The organism is Streptomyces sp. NBC_01428, assembly GCF_036231965.1.
GTDB lineage: Bacteria > Actinomycetota > Actinomycetes > Streptomycetales > Streptomycetaceae > Streptomyces.
Window position 1 is genome coordinate 7,487,773 of record NZ_CP109499.1, and the last position, 15,349, is coordinate 7,503,121.

13 protein-coding genes are annotated in these 15,349 nt (G+C 72.6%); 9 read left to right on the forward strand and 4 right to left on the reverse strand.

Translation table 11 applies throughout. The features are described from left to right. Window positions 1–8: 8 nt before the first annotated feature. Window positions 9–461, forward strand: coding sequence for an Lrp/AsnC family transcriptional regulator (locus tag OG406_RS32515; RefSeq protein ID WP_081223320.1), 453 nt, complete (start codon window positions 9–11; stop codon window positions 459–461). Between the two features lie 112 nt (window positions 462–573). Here the strand turns inward: OG406_RS32515 and OG406_RS32520 are convergent, their stop codons facing one another. Beyond that, a complete protein-coding gene (locus tag OG406_RS32520; protein WP_164369997.1) occupies window positions 574–1,314 on the reverse strand; it encodes a GntR family transcriptional regulator in 741 nt (246 codons plus the stop codon). A 211-nt stretch (window positions 1,315–1,525) separates the two neighbouring features. Between OG406_RS32520 and OG406_RS32525 the strand changes: the two genes are divergently transcribed. The 7 genes from OG406_RS32525 (at window position 1,526) to OG406_RS32555 (ending at window position 10,933) form a co-directional block, all read left to right on the forward strand. Then, entirely contained in the window at window positions 1,526–2,683 is a 1,158-nt protein-coding gene (locus OG406_RS32525; protein WP_326843592.1) for an ABC transporter substrate-binding protein, read from the forward strand. Next, entirely contained in the window at window positions 2,680–3,588 is a 909-nt protein-coding gene (locus OG406_RS32530; protein WP_267050252.1) for an ABC transporter permease, read from the forward strand. Before OG406_RS32525 ends, OG406_RS32530 begins: the two co-directional genes overlap by 4 nt. Continuing rightward, entirely contained in the window at window positions 3,576–4,394 is an 819-nt protein-coding gene (locus OG406_RS32535; RefSeq protein WP_329189136.1) for an ABC transporter permease, read from the forward strand. Before OG406_RS32530 ends, OG406_RS32535 begins: the two co-directional genes overlap by 13 nt. Beyond that, window positions 4,391–5,458, forward strand: a complete 1,068-nt coding sequence (locus OG406_RS32540) for an ABC transporter ATP-binding protein (RefSeq protein ID WP_164370001.1) — start codon at window positions 4,391–4,393, stop codon at window positions 5,456–5,458. The genes OG406_RS32535 and OG406_RS32540 overlap by 4 nt, the downstream gene beginning before the upstream one ends. 1,038 nt (window positions 5,459–6,496) lie before the next feature. Continuing rightward, entirely contained in the window at window positions 6,497–7,981 is a 1,485-nt protein-coding gene (locus OG406_RS32545; RefSeq protein ID WP_329189138.1) for an HAD-IA family hydrolase, read from the forward strand. Between the two features lie 341 nt (window positions 7,982–8,322). Next, the gene (locus tag OG406_RS32550) at window positions 8,323–9,141 is read left to right on the forward strand and encodes a carbon-nitrogen hydrolase family protein (protein WP_266854387.1); all 819 of its coding nucleotides are present in this window, start codon (window positions 8,323–8,325) and stop codon (window positions 9,139–9,141) included. 82 nt (window positions 9,142–9,223) lie between these two features. After that, on the forward strand, window positions 9,224–10,933 hold the full coding sequence (locus OG406_RS32555) for a flavin monoamine oxidase family protein (RefSeq protein ID WP_267050247.1): 1,710 nt from the start codon (window positions 9,224–9,226) through the stop codon (window positions 10,931–10,933). Between the two features lie 39 nt (window positions 10,934–10,972). Here the strand turns inward: OG406_RS32555 and OG406_RS32560 are convergent, their stop codons facing one another. Next, the gene (locus OG406_RS32560; RefSeq protein WP_266612051.1) at window positions 10,973–11,902 is read right to left on the reverse strand and encodes an LLM class F420-dependent oxidoreductase; all 930 of its coding nucleotides are present in this window, start codon (window positions 11,900–11,902) and stop codon (window positions 10,973–10,975) included. 93 nt (window positions 11,903–11,995) lie between these two features. Then, entirely contained in the window at window positions 11,996–12,670 is a 675-nt protein-coding gene (locus OG406_RS32565; RefSeq protein ID WP_267050246.1) for a DUF5995 family protein, read from the reverse strand. A 172-nt stretch (window positions 12,671–12,842) separates the two neighbouring features. Here OG406_RS32565 and OG406_RS32570 point away from each other — a divergent pair, with 172 nt between their 5' ends. Next, complete coding sequence (locus tag OG406_RS32570; RefSeq protein WP_267051578.1) at window positions 12,843–13,949, forward strand: glycoside hydrolase family 6 protein; 1,107 nt, start codon at window positions 12,843–12,845, stop codon at window positions 13,947–13,949. On the opposite strand, the gene OG406_RS32575 is transcribed toward OG406_RS32570, so the two are convergent. Continuing rightward, window positions 13,931–15,325, reverse strand: coding sequence for a uracil-xanthine permease family protein (locus OG406_RS32575; protein ID WP_164370006.1), 1,395 nt, complete (start codon window positions 15,323–15,325; stop codon window positions 13,931–13,933). The two genes, OG406_RS32570 and OG406_RS32575, sit on opposite strands and share 19 nt — an antisense overlap. Between the last annotated feature and the right edge of the window lie 24 nt (window positions 15,326–15,349).

Genomic DNA, 15,349 nt, shown 5'->3' on the forward strand with positions numbered 1-15,349 from the left:
CACCCGCAGTGCTGAACGATCTCGACGAACGCATCGTGCACGCCCTCGCCGAGGACGCCCGCCGCTCCTACGCCGACATCGGGCAACAGGTCGGCCTGTCCGCGCCCGCGGTGAAGCGGCGGGTCGACCGGCTGCGGGCCACCGGCGCCATCACCGGGTTCACCGTCCGGGTGGACCCGGCGGCGCTCGGCTGGGAGACCGAGGGGTTCGTCGAGATCTACTGCCGCCGCAACACCTCGCCGGAGACGATCCAGCGTGGTCTCGAGCGGTACCAGGAAGTCGTGGCCGCCTCCACCGTCACCGGGGAGGCGGACGCGGTCGTGCAGGTCTTCGCCTCGGACATGCGGCACTTCGAGCGGGTGCTGGAACGGATCGCGGGGGAGTCGTTCGTGGAACGGACGAAGTCCGTTCTCGTGCTGTCGCCGCTGCTGCGGAGGTTTTCCTCGGGGTCACCCACGTAGGTGGGGCCCCCGTCAACGCCGTTGCGCCCAGCAGGGTGGGGGGTTCCCGCCGCGCGGGCGACTGCGGGTGGGTTGTGGCTGGTCGCGCAGTTCCCCGCGTCCCTGAAGGGCGCTATTCGGCCGTCTGTCGTGCCAGGGCGTTGTTGTCCATCGAGTTGTGGACGCTGAAACTGACCGCGTCCGAGCGGTAGCGGTCGTCGGACCATTCGACCGGGCGGCCCTCGCGGGTGGTGGTGACGCGGCGGACCCGCAGCAGGGGGCTGGTGCGGCGGACGCCGAGGAGGTCGGCATCCTGCGCGCCCGCGGCGACGGCGTCGATGACGTGCTCGCCGTACGCGAAGACCAGCCCGGTGTCCTCGAAGAGGCGCTGTGTGACGGACGGGCACTCGGGCTCGATGGCCGCCACGGCGGGCGAGATCCAGTCCGCGTACACCGTGCGCTCCAGCAGGACCGGCTCGCCGTCCAGTCCGCGGACCCGCAGCACGTGCAACACCGGTGTCCTTTCCCGCAGTTGCAGCCGGACGGCGTCCGCCGCCGTGGCCGGAAGGTACTCCTGCGACACCACGTGCCCGGTCGCCTCGCGGCCCATCGCGCGCGCCCACTGGGCGAAACTGCGCAGCTCGGCGAAGCTCTGGCTGCGGCGGCTGGCCAGGACCACGCGGCGGGCGCCCTGGCGGGAGCCGATCAGCCCCTCGGCGGTCAGGGCCGCGACCGCCTGGCGGACCGTGCCGCGCGAGACGCCGTACTGGGCGGCGAGGTCGGTCTCCGCGGGCAGCAGGCTGCCCACGGTGTACTCCTCCCGGTCGATCGCCCGCCGCAGCTCCTCGGCGATCTCCTCGTGTCGCGCCGGCATGCTTCCCCTCAGCCTGGACCACTGTGCACAGCGTGATCACCCTAATCGACCGCGCGGCGCGATCCGCGTCTGCCGGAATTGTGCAGGGAACCAGGGGTCACGGTTTGGCCAAAGTTTACGAACAGGACACCAACGCCGGGCCTACTTGGGCCAACTTGTTCAGACAAGTTCTCCGTACCACCACACCCTCGTGCGTCATCCTGGAGAGACCGTGACCGTGTTCCTGCCGAGGACCGCCCTCCTCACCGGCGGCCTCGCCGTCGCCGCAGCCCTCACCCTGAGCGCCTGCGGCGCCGCCCCCGACGACAAGGCGACCACCGCCGACGGCAAGAGCGCGGCCACCGCGACCTCCGCCGCGGACCTCGGCGGCCTCGACGCCCTGGTCAAGGCCGCGAAGAAGGAGGGCACGCTGCACGCGATCGCCCTCCCCCGTGACTGGGCCAACTACGGCGCCCTGATCGACGGCTTCACCAAGAAGTACGGCATCAAGATCGATGTCGAGAGCCCCGACGGCTCCAGCCAGGACGAGATCACCGCCGTCACCTCGCGCAAGGGCCAGGACCGCGCCCCGGACGTCCTCGACCTCGGCAGCTCCTTCGCCCTGAGCGCCGCCCAGCAGGGACTGCTCGCCCCCTACAAGGTGGCCGCCTTCGGTGACATCCCCGAGGGCCAGAAGGACGCCGCCGGCCGCTGGTTCAACGACTACGGCGGCTACATCTCCATCGGCTGCGACGCCAAGAAGGTCAAGGAGTGCCCGACGACCTTCAAGGACCTGCTCAAGCCGCAGTACAAGGGCCAGGTCGCCCTCAACGGCAACCCGACCAAGTCCGGTTCGGCGTTCGGCGGCGTGTACGCGGCCTCGCTCGCGAGCGGCGGCTCCTTCGACGACATCCAGCCCGGCCTCGACTTCTTCGCCAAGCTGAAGAAGAACGGCAACTACACGCCCGTCGAGTCGACCCCGGCCACCGTCGAGAAGGGCGAGACGCCCATCAGCATCGACTGGGACTATCTGAACGCCGGTTACGCCGACGAGTTCAAGTCCAAGGGCGTCGACTGGAAGGTCGCCATCCCCTCCGACGGCCAGTTCGCCCAGTACTACTCCCAGGCCGTCAACAAGGACGCGCCGCACCCCGCGGCCGCCCGCCTGTGGCAGGAGTACCTCTACAGCGCCGAGGGCCAGAACCTCTGGCTCAAGGGCTACGCCCGCCCGGTCCTGATGCCCGCGATGGACAAGGCCGGCACGCTCGACAAGACGGCCGCCGCGAAGCTCCCCGCGGTCACCGGGACGCCGAGCTTCCCGACCGAGGACCAGCAGAGCAAGGCCAAGACCGTGCTCGGTCAGGGCTGGGGCAAGGCCGTCTCCGGATGACCACCGCTCTCACCGAGGCCCCGGCCGACGTGGCGCCCGCCGCTGCCCCCCGGCAGCGGCGGCGCCGCCGCGCGCCCGGCTGGCTCGCCGTCGCCCCCCTGCTCGTCTTCGTGGCGATCGCCTTCGGCATCCCCGCCCTCGCCATGCTCAACGGCGCTTTCACCGTCAAGGACCAGGCGACCGGCGCCAGTTCGTACACGATGGACAACCTGACCGGCTCGTTCCAGGGCGCCTACCTGACCGCCCTGATCGGCAGCGTCAAACTGTCCGCGGTCTCCGCGGGCATCGCGACCGTCCTCGGACTGCCGCTCGCCCAGGCCGTGGTGACCTCCCGCTTCCGCGCGCTGCGCGAGGCCGTGCTCACCGCCTCCGGCGTCCTCGCCAACTTCGGCGGCGTCCCGCTGGCCTTCGCCTTCGTCGCCACCCTCGGCAACTCCGGTGTCCTGACCCGGCATCTCGGCCTGGCCGACAAGGGCTGGAGCCTCTACAGCTTCTGGGGCCTGGTCATCGTCTACCTGTACTTCCTGATCCCGCTCATGGTCCTCACCATCACGCCCGCCCTCGACGGACTGCGCTCGCAGTGGCGCGAGGCGGCGCAGAACAACGGCGCGACCTCCGTCCAGTACTGGCGGCACGTGGCCCTGCCCGTGCTCGCTCCCTCGCTGCTCGGCGGCCTGGTGCTCCTGTTCGGCAGCGCCTTCGCCGCGTACGCCACCGCCGCCGCCATGGTCGGCAGCGCCGTCCCGCTGGTCACCCTCCAGATCGCCGACGCCATCTCCGGCAACGTGCTGGTCGGCCAGGAGAACGTGGCGCTCGCCCTCAGCCTCGACATGGTCCTCATCGCGGGCCTGGTCATGGCCGTGTACCTGCCCCTGCAACGACGGAGCGCGCGATGGCTCGCCTGAACCTGTGGCGCTGGGTGGTCCTCGCCCTCGCCGCGCTGTACTTCCTGGTGCCCATGGCCGCGTCCGTGATCTTCACGGTCGACGTGCCCGGGCAGGGCGTCACCTTCGACGCCTACAGCCAGATCGTCTCCGCCGACGGCTTCGTCTCCAGCCTGCTGCTCTCGCTGGAACTCGCCCTCGCCACCATCGTCGTGGTGCTGCTCCTCATGGTGCCGGCCACCGTCGCGCTGCGGCTCGGCTCGCCCCGGCTGCGGCCGGTCGTCGAGGTGGTGTGCTCGCTGCCCCTGGTCGTCCCGCCGATCGCCTTCGTCGCCGGCATGGCCACCGTCCTCAAGTGGGGACCCGAACATCTCTCGCGCACCCCGCTGTTCCAGACCTTCGTGGCCATCCAGAACCCGGACTTCCCGGTGGTGCTCGTCCTCGCGTACGTGGTGATGGCGCTGCCGTTCGTCTACCGGGCCCTGGACGCCGGACTGCGCGCCGTCGACGTGCGCACCCTCGTCGAGGCCGCCCGCAGCTGCGGCGCGAGCTGGCCGCAGGCGCTCGTCCGGGCGGTGCTGCCCAATCTGCGCGGCGCACTGCTCAACTCCTCCTTCCTCACCCTCGCCCTGGTGCTCGGCGAGTTCACGGTCGCCCGGCTCCTCGGCTACCAGCCGTTCGCCGTGTGGATCTACAACGTCGGCGGCTCGCAGGCCCAGATGTCCGTCGCCGTCTCCGTGCTCAGCCTGTTCGTCACCTGGGCCCTGCTCCTCGCGCTCGCCGGATTCGGCGGCCGCTCCCGTACCGCTTCCGCCTCCCGGGGATGACCATGACCCTCGCCACGCTCGAAAAGGCCGCCACCGTCGAATTCCGCGGACTGCGGCGGGAGTTCGGTCCGACCGTCGCCCTCGACGGCCTTGACCTCACCGTCCGGCCCGGCGAACTCCTCGCCCTGCTCGGCCCCTCCGGCTGCGGCAAGACCACCGCCCTGCGCATGCTCGCCGGCTTCGAACACCCCGACTCCGGCGAGGTGCTGGTCGACGGCGAGGACGTCACCCGGGTCCCGGCGCACCGCCGCGACGCCGGGATGGTCTTCCAGTCGTACAGCCTCTTCCCGCATCTGAGCGCCGTCGACAACGTCGCCTTCGGGCTGCGGATGCGCAAGGTCCGCACGGCCGAACGGCGCGCTCGGGCCGCCGAGTTGCTCGACCTGGTCGGCCTCGCGGACAAGGGGGAGCAGTACCCGCACCAGCTCTCCGGCGGTCAGCAGCAGCGCGTCGCGCTGGCCCGCGCGCTCGCCCTGCGGCCCCGCGTGCTGCTGCTCGACGAACCGCTGTCGGCCCTGGACGCCAAGGTGCGCCTCTCGCTGCGCGAGGAGATCAGCCGCCTCCAGCAGGAACTCGGGATCACCACCCTGTTCGTGACGCACGACCAGGAAGAGGCGTTGTCCATGGCGGACCGGGTCGCGGTGATGCGGTCCGGGAAGCTCGAACAGTGCGCGGCGCCCGCCGAGTTGTACGGGCGTCCCGCCACCGCCTTCGTCGCCGAGTTCGTCGGCACGATGAGCCGGATACCCGGGACGCTCGACGGCGAGTCGGTCGAGGTCCTCGGCCGGCGCCTGCCGGTGGACGGGGAGGCGCCCGCCGCACGGGAGGTGGACGTGCTGGTCCGGCCGGAGGCGGTACGGGTGAGCGCCGACGAGTCGGGTGACGCGCGGCTCGTGGCCACCGCGTTCCTCGGCGCGGCCACCCGGGTCACCGTGCGGCTCGCCGACGGCACCGAGGTCAAGGCCGACCTGCCCACGCACGAGGCCGCGGCCCTCGCGCCGGGCGCGCCCGTCACGGTCACCCTTCCGGAGCGTCCCGTGCTCGTCGCCGCCCGGACGAGCTGAGGAGCGGCCGCCTCCCGGATCCGGTGCCGTCCGGCACCGGCATCCGGCGGGGCGGCCCGCCCCGAGACCGCGCCGGGCCGCACGTCCGCCGACCTCCCGGCGGACCGGCCCGGCCTCCGTGGCCGGGCGAGGGCCGCGGCGCGGCAGCGGCCCTCGCCCCGAGCCGTGCCACGGCCCGGCGGCCTTCCGGCCGACAGCCTCCCGACCGGCGACTGCCGACCGGGCGACCACCTGCCGGGAGTCGTCCGGCCGGGAGCCTCCGATCGGAAGTCCCTCCGGTCGGGAGACCACTTGATCGGGAGCCTTCCGATTCGGGATCCCTTCGGTCGGGAGACCACTTGATCGGGAGCCTTCCGATTCGGGATCCCTCCGATCGGGAGACCACCTGACCGGGAGCCCTCCGATCGGGAGCCCTCCGATCGGGAGCCCTCCGGCCGGGAGACCACCTGTCCGGGAGCCGTCCGATCGGGAGTCCTCCGGCCGGGCGGCCGCCCGTCAGGCGGCCTCTGCCGGAGGCGACCTGACCGGACGTCCTGCCGGGCGTGAGGACCTCCGACCGTGCGGCGTCCTGACCGGCGGCTGACGAGCCGGCGGTCATCCGACCGGGAGGTCTCCGGTCGGGCGGCCTTCTGCCGGGGGAACCTGACCAGAAGGTCCTCCGAGCGCGTGGCCTTCCGACCGGGCGGGCCACCGGATCAGACGTCCTTCCGGCCGGGAGGTACCCCTCTGCGGGGTGGCCTCCCGGCTCCACGGCCGCCCGACCGGACGGCCCTTCCGACCGGGCGGGCCACCGGATCAGACGTCCTTCCGGCCGGGAGGTACCCCTCTGCGGGGTGGCCTCCCGGCTCCACGGCCGCCCGACCGGACGGCCAGATGAACGGGCAGCCTTCCGCCGGGCGGCCCCCCACGGGGCGGGTTTCCTGGCCGGGCGGCGTTCTGCCGGGAGCGTTCCGATCAGGAGCCTTCCGGCCTGGCGGTCGGGGACGCCCCCGTCCCCGACCGCCCCCCTCGCATCCCCCACCGACGAAAGAGACCACCGTGAGCCACCGCACCACCGCCCGACTCCCGCTCCAGGCCGTCCTGTTCGACATGGACGGCACGCTCGTGGACACCGAGCGACTGTGGTGGGAGGCGGTGGAACAGGTGGCCGACGGGCTCGGACACGCGCTCACGGGGGCCGACCAGCCCGAGGTGCTCGGACGGCCCGTCGAGCACACCGCCTCCTGGCTGGCCGGCGTCACCGCGTCCCCGGCGGAGGCGATCGCCGCCGAACTCCACCGTGAGTTCGCGGACCGCGTCCGCACCGGCATCGTGCCCCGCCCCGGGGCGACCGAACTGCTCGACGCGCTCGCCCGCGAAGGCGTCCCCACCGCCCTCGTCACCGCCTCCCCGCGCGCCGTCGCCGACACCGTGCTGGCGGCGCTCGGTGCCGAGCGCTTCGCCGTCTCCGTCACCGCCGACGACACCGAACGCACCAAGCCCGCCCCCGACCCCTACCTCGCCGCCTGCCGCGCCCTCGGCGTCGAACCCGCCGCCTGCGTCGCCGTCGAGGACACCCAGACCGGCGTCACCTCCGCCGAGTCCGCGGGCTGCGCCGTCCTCGCCGTGCCCTCGCTCGCGCCCATCGGCCCCGCCGCCGGACGCACCGTGCTCAGCAGCCTGGAGGAGGTGTCCCCGGCGCTGCTGCGTGCCATGGTCGCCCCGGCCGAGCTGCGGGTGCTGAGCTGGAACCTCTGGTTCGGCGGCACCAAGGTCGACGACCACCGCGCGAAGCAGCTCAAGGTCATCGCCGAGACGGGCGCGGACGTGGTCGGCCTCCAGGAGACGTACGGGGACGCGGCCCGCGAACTCGCCGAGGCCCTCGGCTGGCACCACCACCGGGCGGGCGACAACCTCGGCGTCATCAGCCGCCACCCGATCGTCGCGCGGCTGGGCGACCCGGACGTCGGCTTCTACGGCGGCACCGGCGTCCGCGTCGAGCTGCCCGGCGGCCGGCGGGTGGACGTGTGGAGCGCCCACCTCGACTGCGCGCCGTACGGACCCTACGAGGCCCGCTTCGACGGGCTCCCGGCCGCCGAGCTGATCGCGCACGAGAGCGGGCGACTCGCCCGGATGCGCGAGATCCTGCGGATGATCGCCGACTCCACGGAGCCGGCCACGCCGGTCGTCCTCGTCGGCGACTTCAACGCCCCCTCGCACCGGGACTGGCCCGAGGTCGCGTGGCCGGTGACGCAGGCGGCCGAGGAGGCGGGCCTGCGCGACTCCTACCGCGAGATCCACCCCGACCCGGTGCGCGACCCGGGACACACCTGGTCGCCGGTCCACACCGACCACGAGGACGGCAGCGGGCGCCCCGAACCCCAGGACCGCATCGACTTCGTCCTGCACCGCGGGCTGACCGCCCTCGACTCCCGCACCATCGTCAGCGGCACCCCGCGCTCCTGGCCCGATGTGGCGGGCAACGACTGGCCCTCCGACCACGCGGCGGTCCTCACCGCCTTCGGAGTGCCCCGCGGGGAGTGACGGGAGGGGGGCCGGCGGCCGGGGCGCGCCGGCCCGCGCCGGAGCCCGGCCGGTCGTGGAACGCCCGGCGGGCTCCGGCACCGCCCGCGGCACGGGCGTCGCGTGAAGTGAGCCGCGCGTCACCGTGCCGTGACACCGAAACCCGCCTGTGACCTGCGTCTCCCCGCGTTCTCCGGGCGCATCGGGGCCCCCGGGCGGACACGCAACGAATCGCCGCCGGGGACCCGGCGCACGCAACGATTCGTTCGGTGGCGCGCAACGGGTCCTGCTTGTCCGGCCGAGGCCGCCGACCGTACCGTCTAACAAGCCCCCCAAACCCTCCGTACCGGTGGAGAACACGCATGCGCACAGCCCTGCTCCAGAGCTCCGGCCGCCCCGGCTCGGTCGCCGAGAACCTCAAGGTGCTCGACGACGCCGCGGGCCGCGCCGCCGCAGCGGGCGCAGGGCTCCTCGTGACCGCCGAGATGTTCCTCACCGGCTACGCCATCGGCGACGACATCGGCCGCCTCGCCGAACCCGCCGACGGCGACTCGGCCGACGCGGTCGCCGAGATCGCCGGGCGGCACGGCGTGGCCGTCGCCTACGGCTACCCCGAGCGCGGGCACGGCGAGGACTCCCCGGCCGACGGCGACACGGCCGACGTGTACAACTCCGTCCAGCTGATCTCCGCCGACGGGACCCGGCTCGCGAACTACCGCAAGACCCATCTCTTCGGCTGCTTCGAGCGCGACCACTTCACGCCCGGCGACCGGCCCGTCGTGCAGGCGGAGCTGAACGGCCTCCGGGTCGGCCTCATGATCTGCTACGACGTCGAGTTCCCGGAGAACGTCCGCGCGCACGCCCTCGCCGGCACCGACCTGCTGCTCGTCCCGACCGCGCAGATGCACCCCTTCCAGTTCGTCGCGGAGTCCGTCGTCCCCGTCCGCGCCTTCGAGAACCAGATGTACGTCGCGTACGTCAACCGCACGGGCCCGGAAGGGGAGTTCGAGTTCGTCGGGCTCTCCACGCTGGCCGGCCCCGACGGAGTCGCCCGGGCCCGCGCCGGCCGCGGTGAGGAACTGGTCCTCGGCGACGCCGACCCCGTCCTGCTCGCGGCCTCGCGCGAGACGAACCCGTACCTCCAGGACCGCCGCCCCGGCCTCTACGGGTCCCTCGTCTGACCCCGCCCGCCCGGACCCCCCGATCCGGCCCGGACGAACCAGCCTTCCCCTCACCAGCTTTCGCGCAAGGAGTCCGTACCCCATGACGTCCACCGTGCCCAACGCCGTCCAGCACGCCGACGTGCAGCAGCCGCCGATCACCATGTTCGGCCCGGACTTCCCCTACGCCTACGACGACTTCCTCGAGCACCCCGCGGGCCTCGGACAGATACCCGCGACCGAGCACGGCACCGAGGTCGCCGTCATCGGCGGCGGACTCTCCGGCATCGTGGCCGCGTACGAGCTGATGAAGATGGGCCTCAAGCCCGTCGTGTACGAGGCCGACGAGATCGGCGGCCGGCTGCGCACCGTCGGCTTCGAGGGCTGCGACCCCTCGCTGACCGCCGAGATGGGCGCGATGCGCTTCCCGCCCTCCTCCACGGCCCTCCAGCACTACATCGACCTGGTGGGTCTCACCACCCGCCCCTTCCCCAACCCGCTCGCGGAGTCCACGCCCTCGACGGTCGTCGACCTCAAGGGCGAGTCCCACTACGCGACCTCCGTCGACGACCTGCCGCAGGTCTACCGCGACGTGATGAACGCCTGGAACGCCTGTCTGGAGGACGGCGCCGACTTCTCCGACATGAACCAGGCGATGCGGGAGCGCGACGTGCCGCGCATCCGGGAGATCTGGGCGAAGCTCGTCGAGAAGCTCGACAACCAGACCTTCTACGGGTTCCTCTGCGACTCGGAGTCCTTCAAGTCCTTCCGGCACCGGGAGATCTTCGGCCAGGTCGGCTTCGGCACCGGCGGCTGGGACACCGACTTCCCGAACTCCATCCTGGAGATCCTGCGCGTCGTCTACACCGAGGCCGACGACCACCACCGCGGCATCGTCGGCGGCTCCCAGCAGCTCCCGCTGCGCCTGTGGGAGCGCGAGCCGGAGAAGATCGTCCACTGGGCTTACGGCACCTCGCTGTCGTCGCTGCACGACGGCACCCCGCGCCCGGCCGTGACCCGGCTGCACCGCACCGCGGGCAACGGCATCACCGTCACCGACGCGAACGGCGACATCCGGACCTTCAAGGCCGCGATCTTCACCGCCCAGTCCTGGATGCTGCTCTCCAAGATCGCCTGCGACGACTCGCTCTTCCCGATCGACCACTGGACCGCGATCGAGCGCACCCACTACATGGAGAGCTCCAAGCTCTTCGTCCCCGTCGACCGGCCGTTCTGGCTCGACAAGGCCGTCGACGACAAGGGGAATCCGACCGGCCGGGACGTCATGTCGATGACCCTCACCGACCGCATGACGCGCGGCACCTACCTCCTGGACGAGGGCCCGGACAAGCCCGCCGTCATCTGCCTCTCGTACACGTGGTGCGACGACAGCCTGAAGTGGCTGCCGCTGTCCGCGAGCGAGCGCATGGAGGTCATGCTGAAGTCGCTCGGCGAGATCTATCCGAACGTCGACATCCGGGCGCACATCATCGGCAACCCGGTGACGGTGTCCTGGGAGAACGAGCCCTACTTCATGGGCGCCTTCAAGGCCAACCTGCCGGGCCACTACCGCTACCAGCGCCGTCTGTTCACGCACTTCATGCAGGACGGACTGCCCGAGGACAAGCGGGGCATCTTCCTCGCCGGCGACGACATCTCCTGGACGGCCGGCTGGGCCGAGGGCGCCGTCCAGACCGCGCTGAACGCGGTCTGGGGCGTCATGCACCAGCTCGGCGGCACGACCGACCCGACCAACCCCGGGCCCGGTGACGTCTACGACGAGATCGCGCCCGTCGAACTCCCCGAGGACTAGCGGGAGCCGGCCGCGGACCAGGGGCCCCGGACGGGCGGCTCAGACGCCGGCCGCCCGCGCCGCCTCGTACACGGCGGCGGCCACGTCCTTGAGCTCCTCGGCGTCCCGGACCGTGCTCTGCAGGTCGAGGAAGATCTCGTCCAGGCCGATCGCGGCGTGCGCGACGAGGTCCTCCACGATCTGGTCGACCCCGCCGTGGAAGGGCTGCCGGTCCCCGCCCTCGTGGCCCTTCGCGGTGTAGCGCACGTTCGTCCGCAGGACCGTACGGAGCGGGTCGGTGCGCCCGCGCTCGGCGGCCAGCTCCTGCAACGCGCGCCACTGCGCGGTCAGTTGGTCCACGCCCATGCCGATCGGCATCCACCCGTCGGCGTGGTCCACCAGCCGGCGCCGTGCCCTGCCGGTGTTCGCGGCGAGCAGGACGGGGATCGGCCGGGCGGGCTTGGGGCCGACCACGGCCGAGGCGATCCGGGTGAGGTCGCCCTCGTAGACCACCGGGTCGGGGCCCCAGACCGCGCGGCACACCTCGATCACCTCGTCGAGGACCCGGCCGCGGTCCTCGAAGGGGCGCGGTGACGCCGCCGCGTACTCGTCGTGCGACCAGCCCGTGCCCAGGCCCGCGACGACCCGGCCGCCGCTCGCCGCGTCGAGCGTGGCGAGGGACTTGGCGAGCTGGAAGGGGAGGTGCAGCGGGGCGACCAGGACACTGGTGCCGAGCAGGGCGCGCTCGGTGACGGCGGCGGCGAGCGCCAGGGTGACCAGCGGGTCGGCGACCCCGCGGTAGGTGTCCGGCCAGGGCAGCCCCTCGATGCCGTACAGCCCCTGGGTGGCGGGCTCCGGGAACAGGGCGCGTTCGAAGACCCACAGGCTGTCGTAGCCGATCGTCTCGGCGGTGCGTGCCACGTCGGGCACGTCCCGTCCGATGTCGTACTGCCTCATCTGGGGGAGGGCCAGACCGAGTCGCGTCGCCATGCCTGTTCGCTCCTTCGTGTCGGGGGTGCCGACCGGTCAACGTACAGCGGGGGCCCGTGAGTTTCGCGGCGGCCCGCGAGAGGTGTGGCCGGATCAGTCCGGCAGCGGAGTGAGCAGCATCCGCCCGGCCAGGCCGACCACGGCGTCGAGGCGCTCGGCGAACTCCTCGGCCAGATCGGGCAGTCCGCGCAGCGCCCACAGGGTCCGGGCCGCGGACCAGGTCGCGTCGCGGGCCCGCTCCAGGCTCCAGGAGCCGAGCAGATGGGTGAGCGGGTCGGCGATCTGGAGCAGGTCGGGGCCCGGCATCAGATCCTCGCGGATGTGTTCCTCCAGCGAGGCGAGAAGGTCTCCCACCCGGTCGAACTCGTCCTCCAGATCGGCCGGTTCGCAGCCGAGCGTACGGCAGGTGTCCACGAGGGCGAGCGCGAGGTCGTGCCCGATGTGCGCGTTGATGCCCGCGACCGCGAACTGCAGCGGACGTACTCCCGGATGGCGCCGGAACTGGAGCAACGGGCGCCAGCAGGCGGGTGCCCGGCCCTCCTCGGCCACCGCCAGATAGCGTTCCGCGAACCGCACGTCCAGGACGGTCGCCGCCCGGCGGTCCGGGAAGAACCCGGAGTCCAGGCGCCGGTCGAACTCCTCGGTGACGGTGAGGTAGACACGGTTGAAGACCCGGACACCGTCCCGCTCCGGCAGCGTCGCGTCCAGGTTCCGCATCCGCGCGACGACCGCGTCTACGGGAGTGGTGAGGTGTGCCGACTGGGCCATGGGGGCAGCGTCCCAGTCCTAGGGTGGCCGCGGTGCCACCGGGCCGGAGGCTTCCCCAGAACGGGGGAACGCGTCCGGGGCGCCGTGGGGGGAACAGGACGTGCCAGGCTTACGTGCCCAGCGGCTGTCCGAGCGCAGGGCGGAGCGCAGGCGGTCCGCCGGACGGGGGTTCATGGTCGCGGCGGCCTCGGCCGTGGTGGCGATCGCGACGGTGACGGGGATGGTGGCCGCGCTGGGTGAGGGCCGCGCCTCCGACGAGGCGAGGCCGCTGCCGAGCGGGGGGCCCAGCTTCCGCCCGTTGCCCGCCGTGCCGACGTCGTCCCCGAGCCGGGCGACCCCGTCCCCGTCGGCCTCGGTGAGGAAGTCCACCCCGAGCCCGTCGGCGCGCGCGGGCAGGACACGGGCGGCGGCCGCTCCGGCGCGCCTCTACGGCCATCCCGACTCGCAGGTCCAGGAGTGGGTCGACGCTCATCCCGGTGACGCGCGGCGCGAGGTGATCGAGTCCCGGATCGCGGACCGGCCGGCCGCGGTGTGGTTCGCGGACTTCACGCCGTCCACCGTCACCGCGCGGGTCAGGGCGGTGACGTCGGCCGCCGCCGCGGAGGGCCGGGTCCCGGTGGTCGTGCCGTACGCCGTGCCGCAGCGCGACTGCGGCGGCGCCTCGGAGGGCGGGGCGCCCGACCTCGCCGCGTACGACGCCTGGATCGACGACTTCGCGGCGGGCCTCGGCTCCGGCGAGGTCGTCGTCGTCCTGGAGCCCGACTCGATCGCCCAGACCGACTGCCTCACCGCGGACCAGCGGGACGGCCGTTTCGCCTCCCTCGCCCGCGCGGGCCGGGTCCTGAAGGCGGCCGACCCCCGCGCCCGGGTCTATTACGACGCCGGTCACTCCGACTGGAACCCGGCGGCCCGCCAGGCTGAACTGCTCCGGCAGGCGGGAGCCGCGTCGGCGGCCTCCTCCGACGGTGTCTTCACCAACGTGTCCAACTTCAACCGGACGAGCGACGAGACCGCCTACGCCCGCAGCGTGCTGTCCGCGCTCGGCGGACCGCCCGGGCTCGGCGCCGTCATCGACACCAGCCGCAACGGCAACGGCGCCCCGGCCGACGGGGAGTGGTGCGACCCGTCGGGCCGCAGCATCGGACAGGCGCCGACCCTCGCCACCGGGGTGGCCGGGATCGACGCCTATCTCTGGGTGAAGCTGCCCGGCGAGTCGGACGGCTGCAAGGGCTCACCGGGCACCTTCTCGCCGGAGTACGCCTATGAGCTGGCGCGCTGATCGCCGGGCTCGTCGTACGAGGACGTCCCCGAGTCGAGGAGCGGCTCCTGCCCCTTGAGGTGGGCCGGGGCCATCGCCCGTAGCGCGTGGTAGCCGGTGATGACGACGATGGTGCCGAGGGCGATCCCGTTCAGCGAGAAGTTGTCGCTGAACTTCAGGCTCACGCCGCCGATCCCGATGATGATGCCCGCGGCGGCCGGCACCAGGTTCAGCGGATTGCGCAGGTCCACCCGGGCGTTGAGCCAGATCTGCGCGCCGAGCAGGCCGATCATTCCGTACAGGATGACGGTGATGCCGCCGAGGACACCGCCCGGGATCGCCGCCACCACCGCGCCGAACTTGGGGCAGAGGCCGAAGAGCAGGGCGAAGCCGGCGGCGGCCCAGTAGGCGGCGGTGGAGTAGACGCGGGTCGCGGCCATCACGCCGATGTTCTCGGAGTACGTGGTGTTGGGCGGTCCGCCGACCGCGGTGGAGAGCATCGACGCGACGCCGTCCGCGGAGATGGCGGTCCCCAGCTTGTCGTCCAGCGGGTCGCCGGTCATCTCGCCGACGGCCTTGACGTGTCCGGCGTTCTCCGCGACGAGCGCGATGACGACCGGGAGGGCCACGAGGATCGCCGACCACTGGAACGTGGGCCCGTGGAACGTCGGGAGCCCGACCCAGTCGGCGTTCCCGACGGCGGAGAGGTCGAGGCGCCAGTGGTCGGTGACCTTGCCGCTCGCGTCCATCGAGTGGATGCGGCCGAAGATCCGGTCGAAGACCCAGGAGATCACGTAGCCGAAGACGAGGCCGAGGAAGATCGCGACACGTGACCAGAAGCCGCGCAGGCACACCACGGCCGCGCCGGTGACCAGCATGGTGAGCAGGGCCGTCCACTGGTCCTGCGGCCAGTAGGTGGACGCGGTCACCGGCGCCAGGTTGAAACCGATCAGCATGACCACCGCGCCGGTCACGATCGGCGGCATCGCGGCGTGGATGATCCGCGCTCCGAAGCGCTGCACGGCGAGTCCCACCAGGAACAGCGCGACCCCGACCACGAAGACCGCACCGGTCACCGTCGCGCTGGTGCCGCCCTGCGCGCGGATCACGGCGGCGACGCCCACGAAGGAGAGCGAGCAGCCCAGGTAGCTGGGCACCCGGCCGCGGGTGGCGAGCAGGAAGATGACCGTCGCCACGCCGGACATCATGATCGCGAGGTTCGGGTCGAGTCCCATCAGGACGGGTGCCACGAACGACGCCCCGAACATGGCCACCACGTGCTGGGCGCCGAGCCCCAACGTGCGGGGCCAGGAGAGGCGTTCATCGGGGCGGACGACCGCTCCGGGGGCGGGAGTCCGCCCGTCGCCGTGCAGTTTCCAGCGCACGCCGAGGTCCATGGTGAGGGTTCGCTTTCTCTGTAC

Excerpts from the sequence above, each read along its gene's own strand:
- OG406_RS32520 (WP_164369997.1), bottom strand. The coding sequence starts at position 1,314 with ATGCCGGCGCGACACGAGGAGATCGCCGAGGAGCTGCGGCGGGCGATC.
- OG406_RS32530 (WP_267050252.1), top strand. The coding sequence starts at position 2,680 with ATGACCACCGCTCTCACCGAGGCCCCGGCCGACGTGGCGCCCGCCGCT.
- OG406_RS32535 (WP_329189136.1), top strand. The coding sequence starts at position 3,576 with ATGGCTCGCCTGAACCTGTGGCGCTGGGTGGTCCTCGCCCTCGCCGCG.
- OG406_RS32540 (WP_164370001.1), top strand. The coding sequence starts at position 4,391 with ATGACCATGACCCTCGCCACGCTCGAAAAGGCCGCCACCGTCGAATTC.
- OG406_RS32550 (WP_266854387.1), top strand. The coding sequence starts at position 8,323 with ATGCGCACAGCCCTGCTCCAGAGCTCCGGCCGCCCCGGCTCGGTCGCC.
- OG406_RS32555 (WP_267050247.1), top strand. The coding sequence starts at position 9,224 with ATGACGTCCACCGTGCCCAACGCCGTCCAGCACGCCGACGTGCAGCAG.
- OG406_RS32560 (WP_266612051.1), bottom strand. The coding sequence starts at position 11,902 with ATGGCGACGCGACTCGGTCTGGCCCTCCCCCAGATGAGGCAGTACGAC.
- OG406_RS32565 (WP_267050246.1), bottom strand. The coding sequence starts at position 12,670 with ATGGCCCAGTCGGCACACCTCACCACTCCCGTAGACGCGGTCGTCGCG.
- OG406_RS32570 (WP_267051578.1), top strand. The coding sequence starts at position 12,843 with ATGGTCGCGGCGGCCTCGGCCGTGGTGGCGATCGCGACGGTGACGGGG.
- OG406_RS32575 (WP_164370006.1), bottom strand. The coding sequence starts at position 15,325 with ATGGACCTCGGCGTGCGCTGGAAACTGCACGGCGACGGGCGGACTCCC.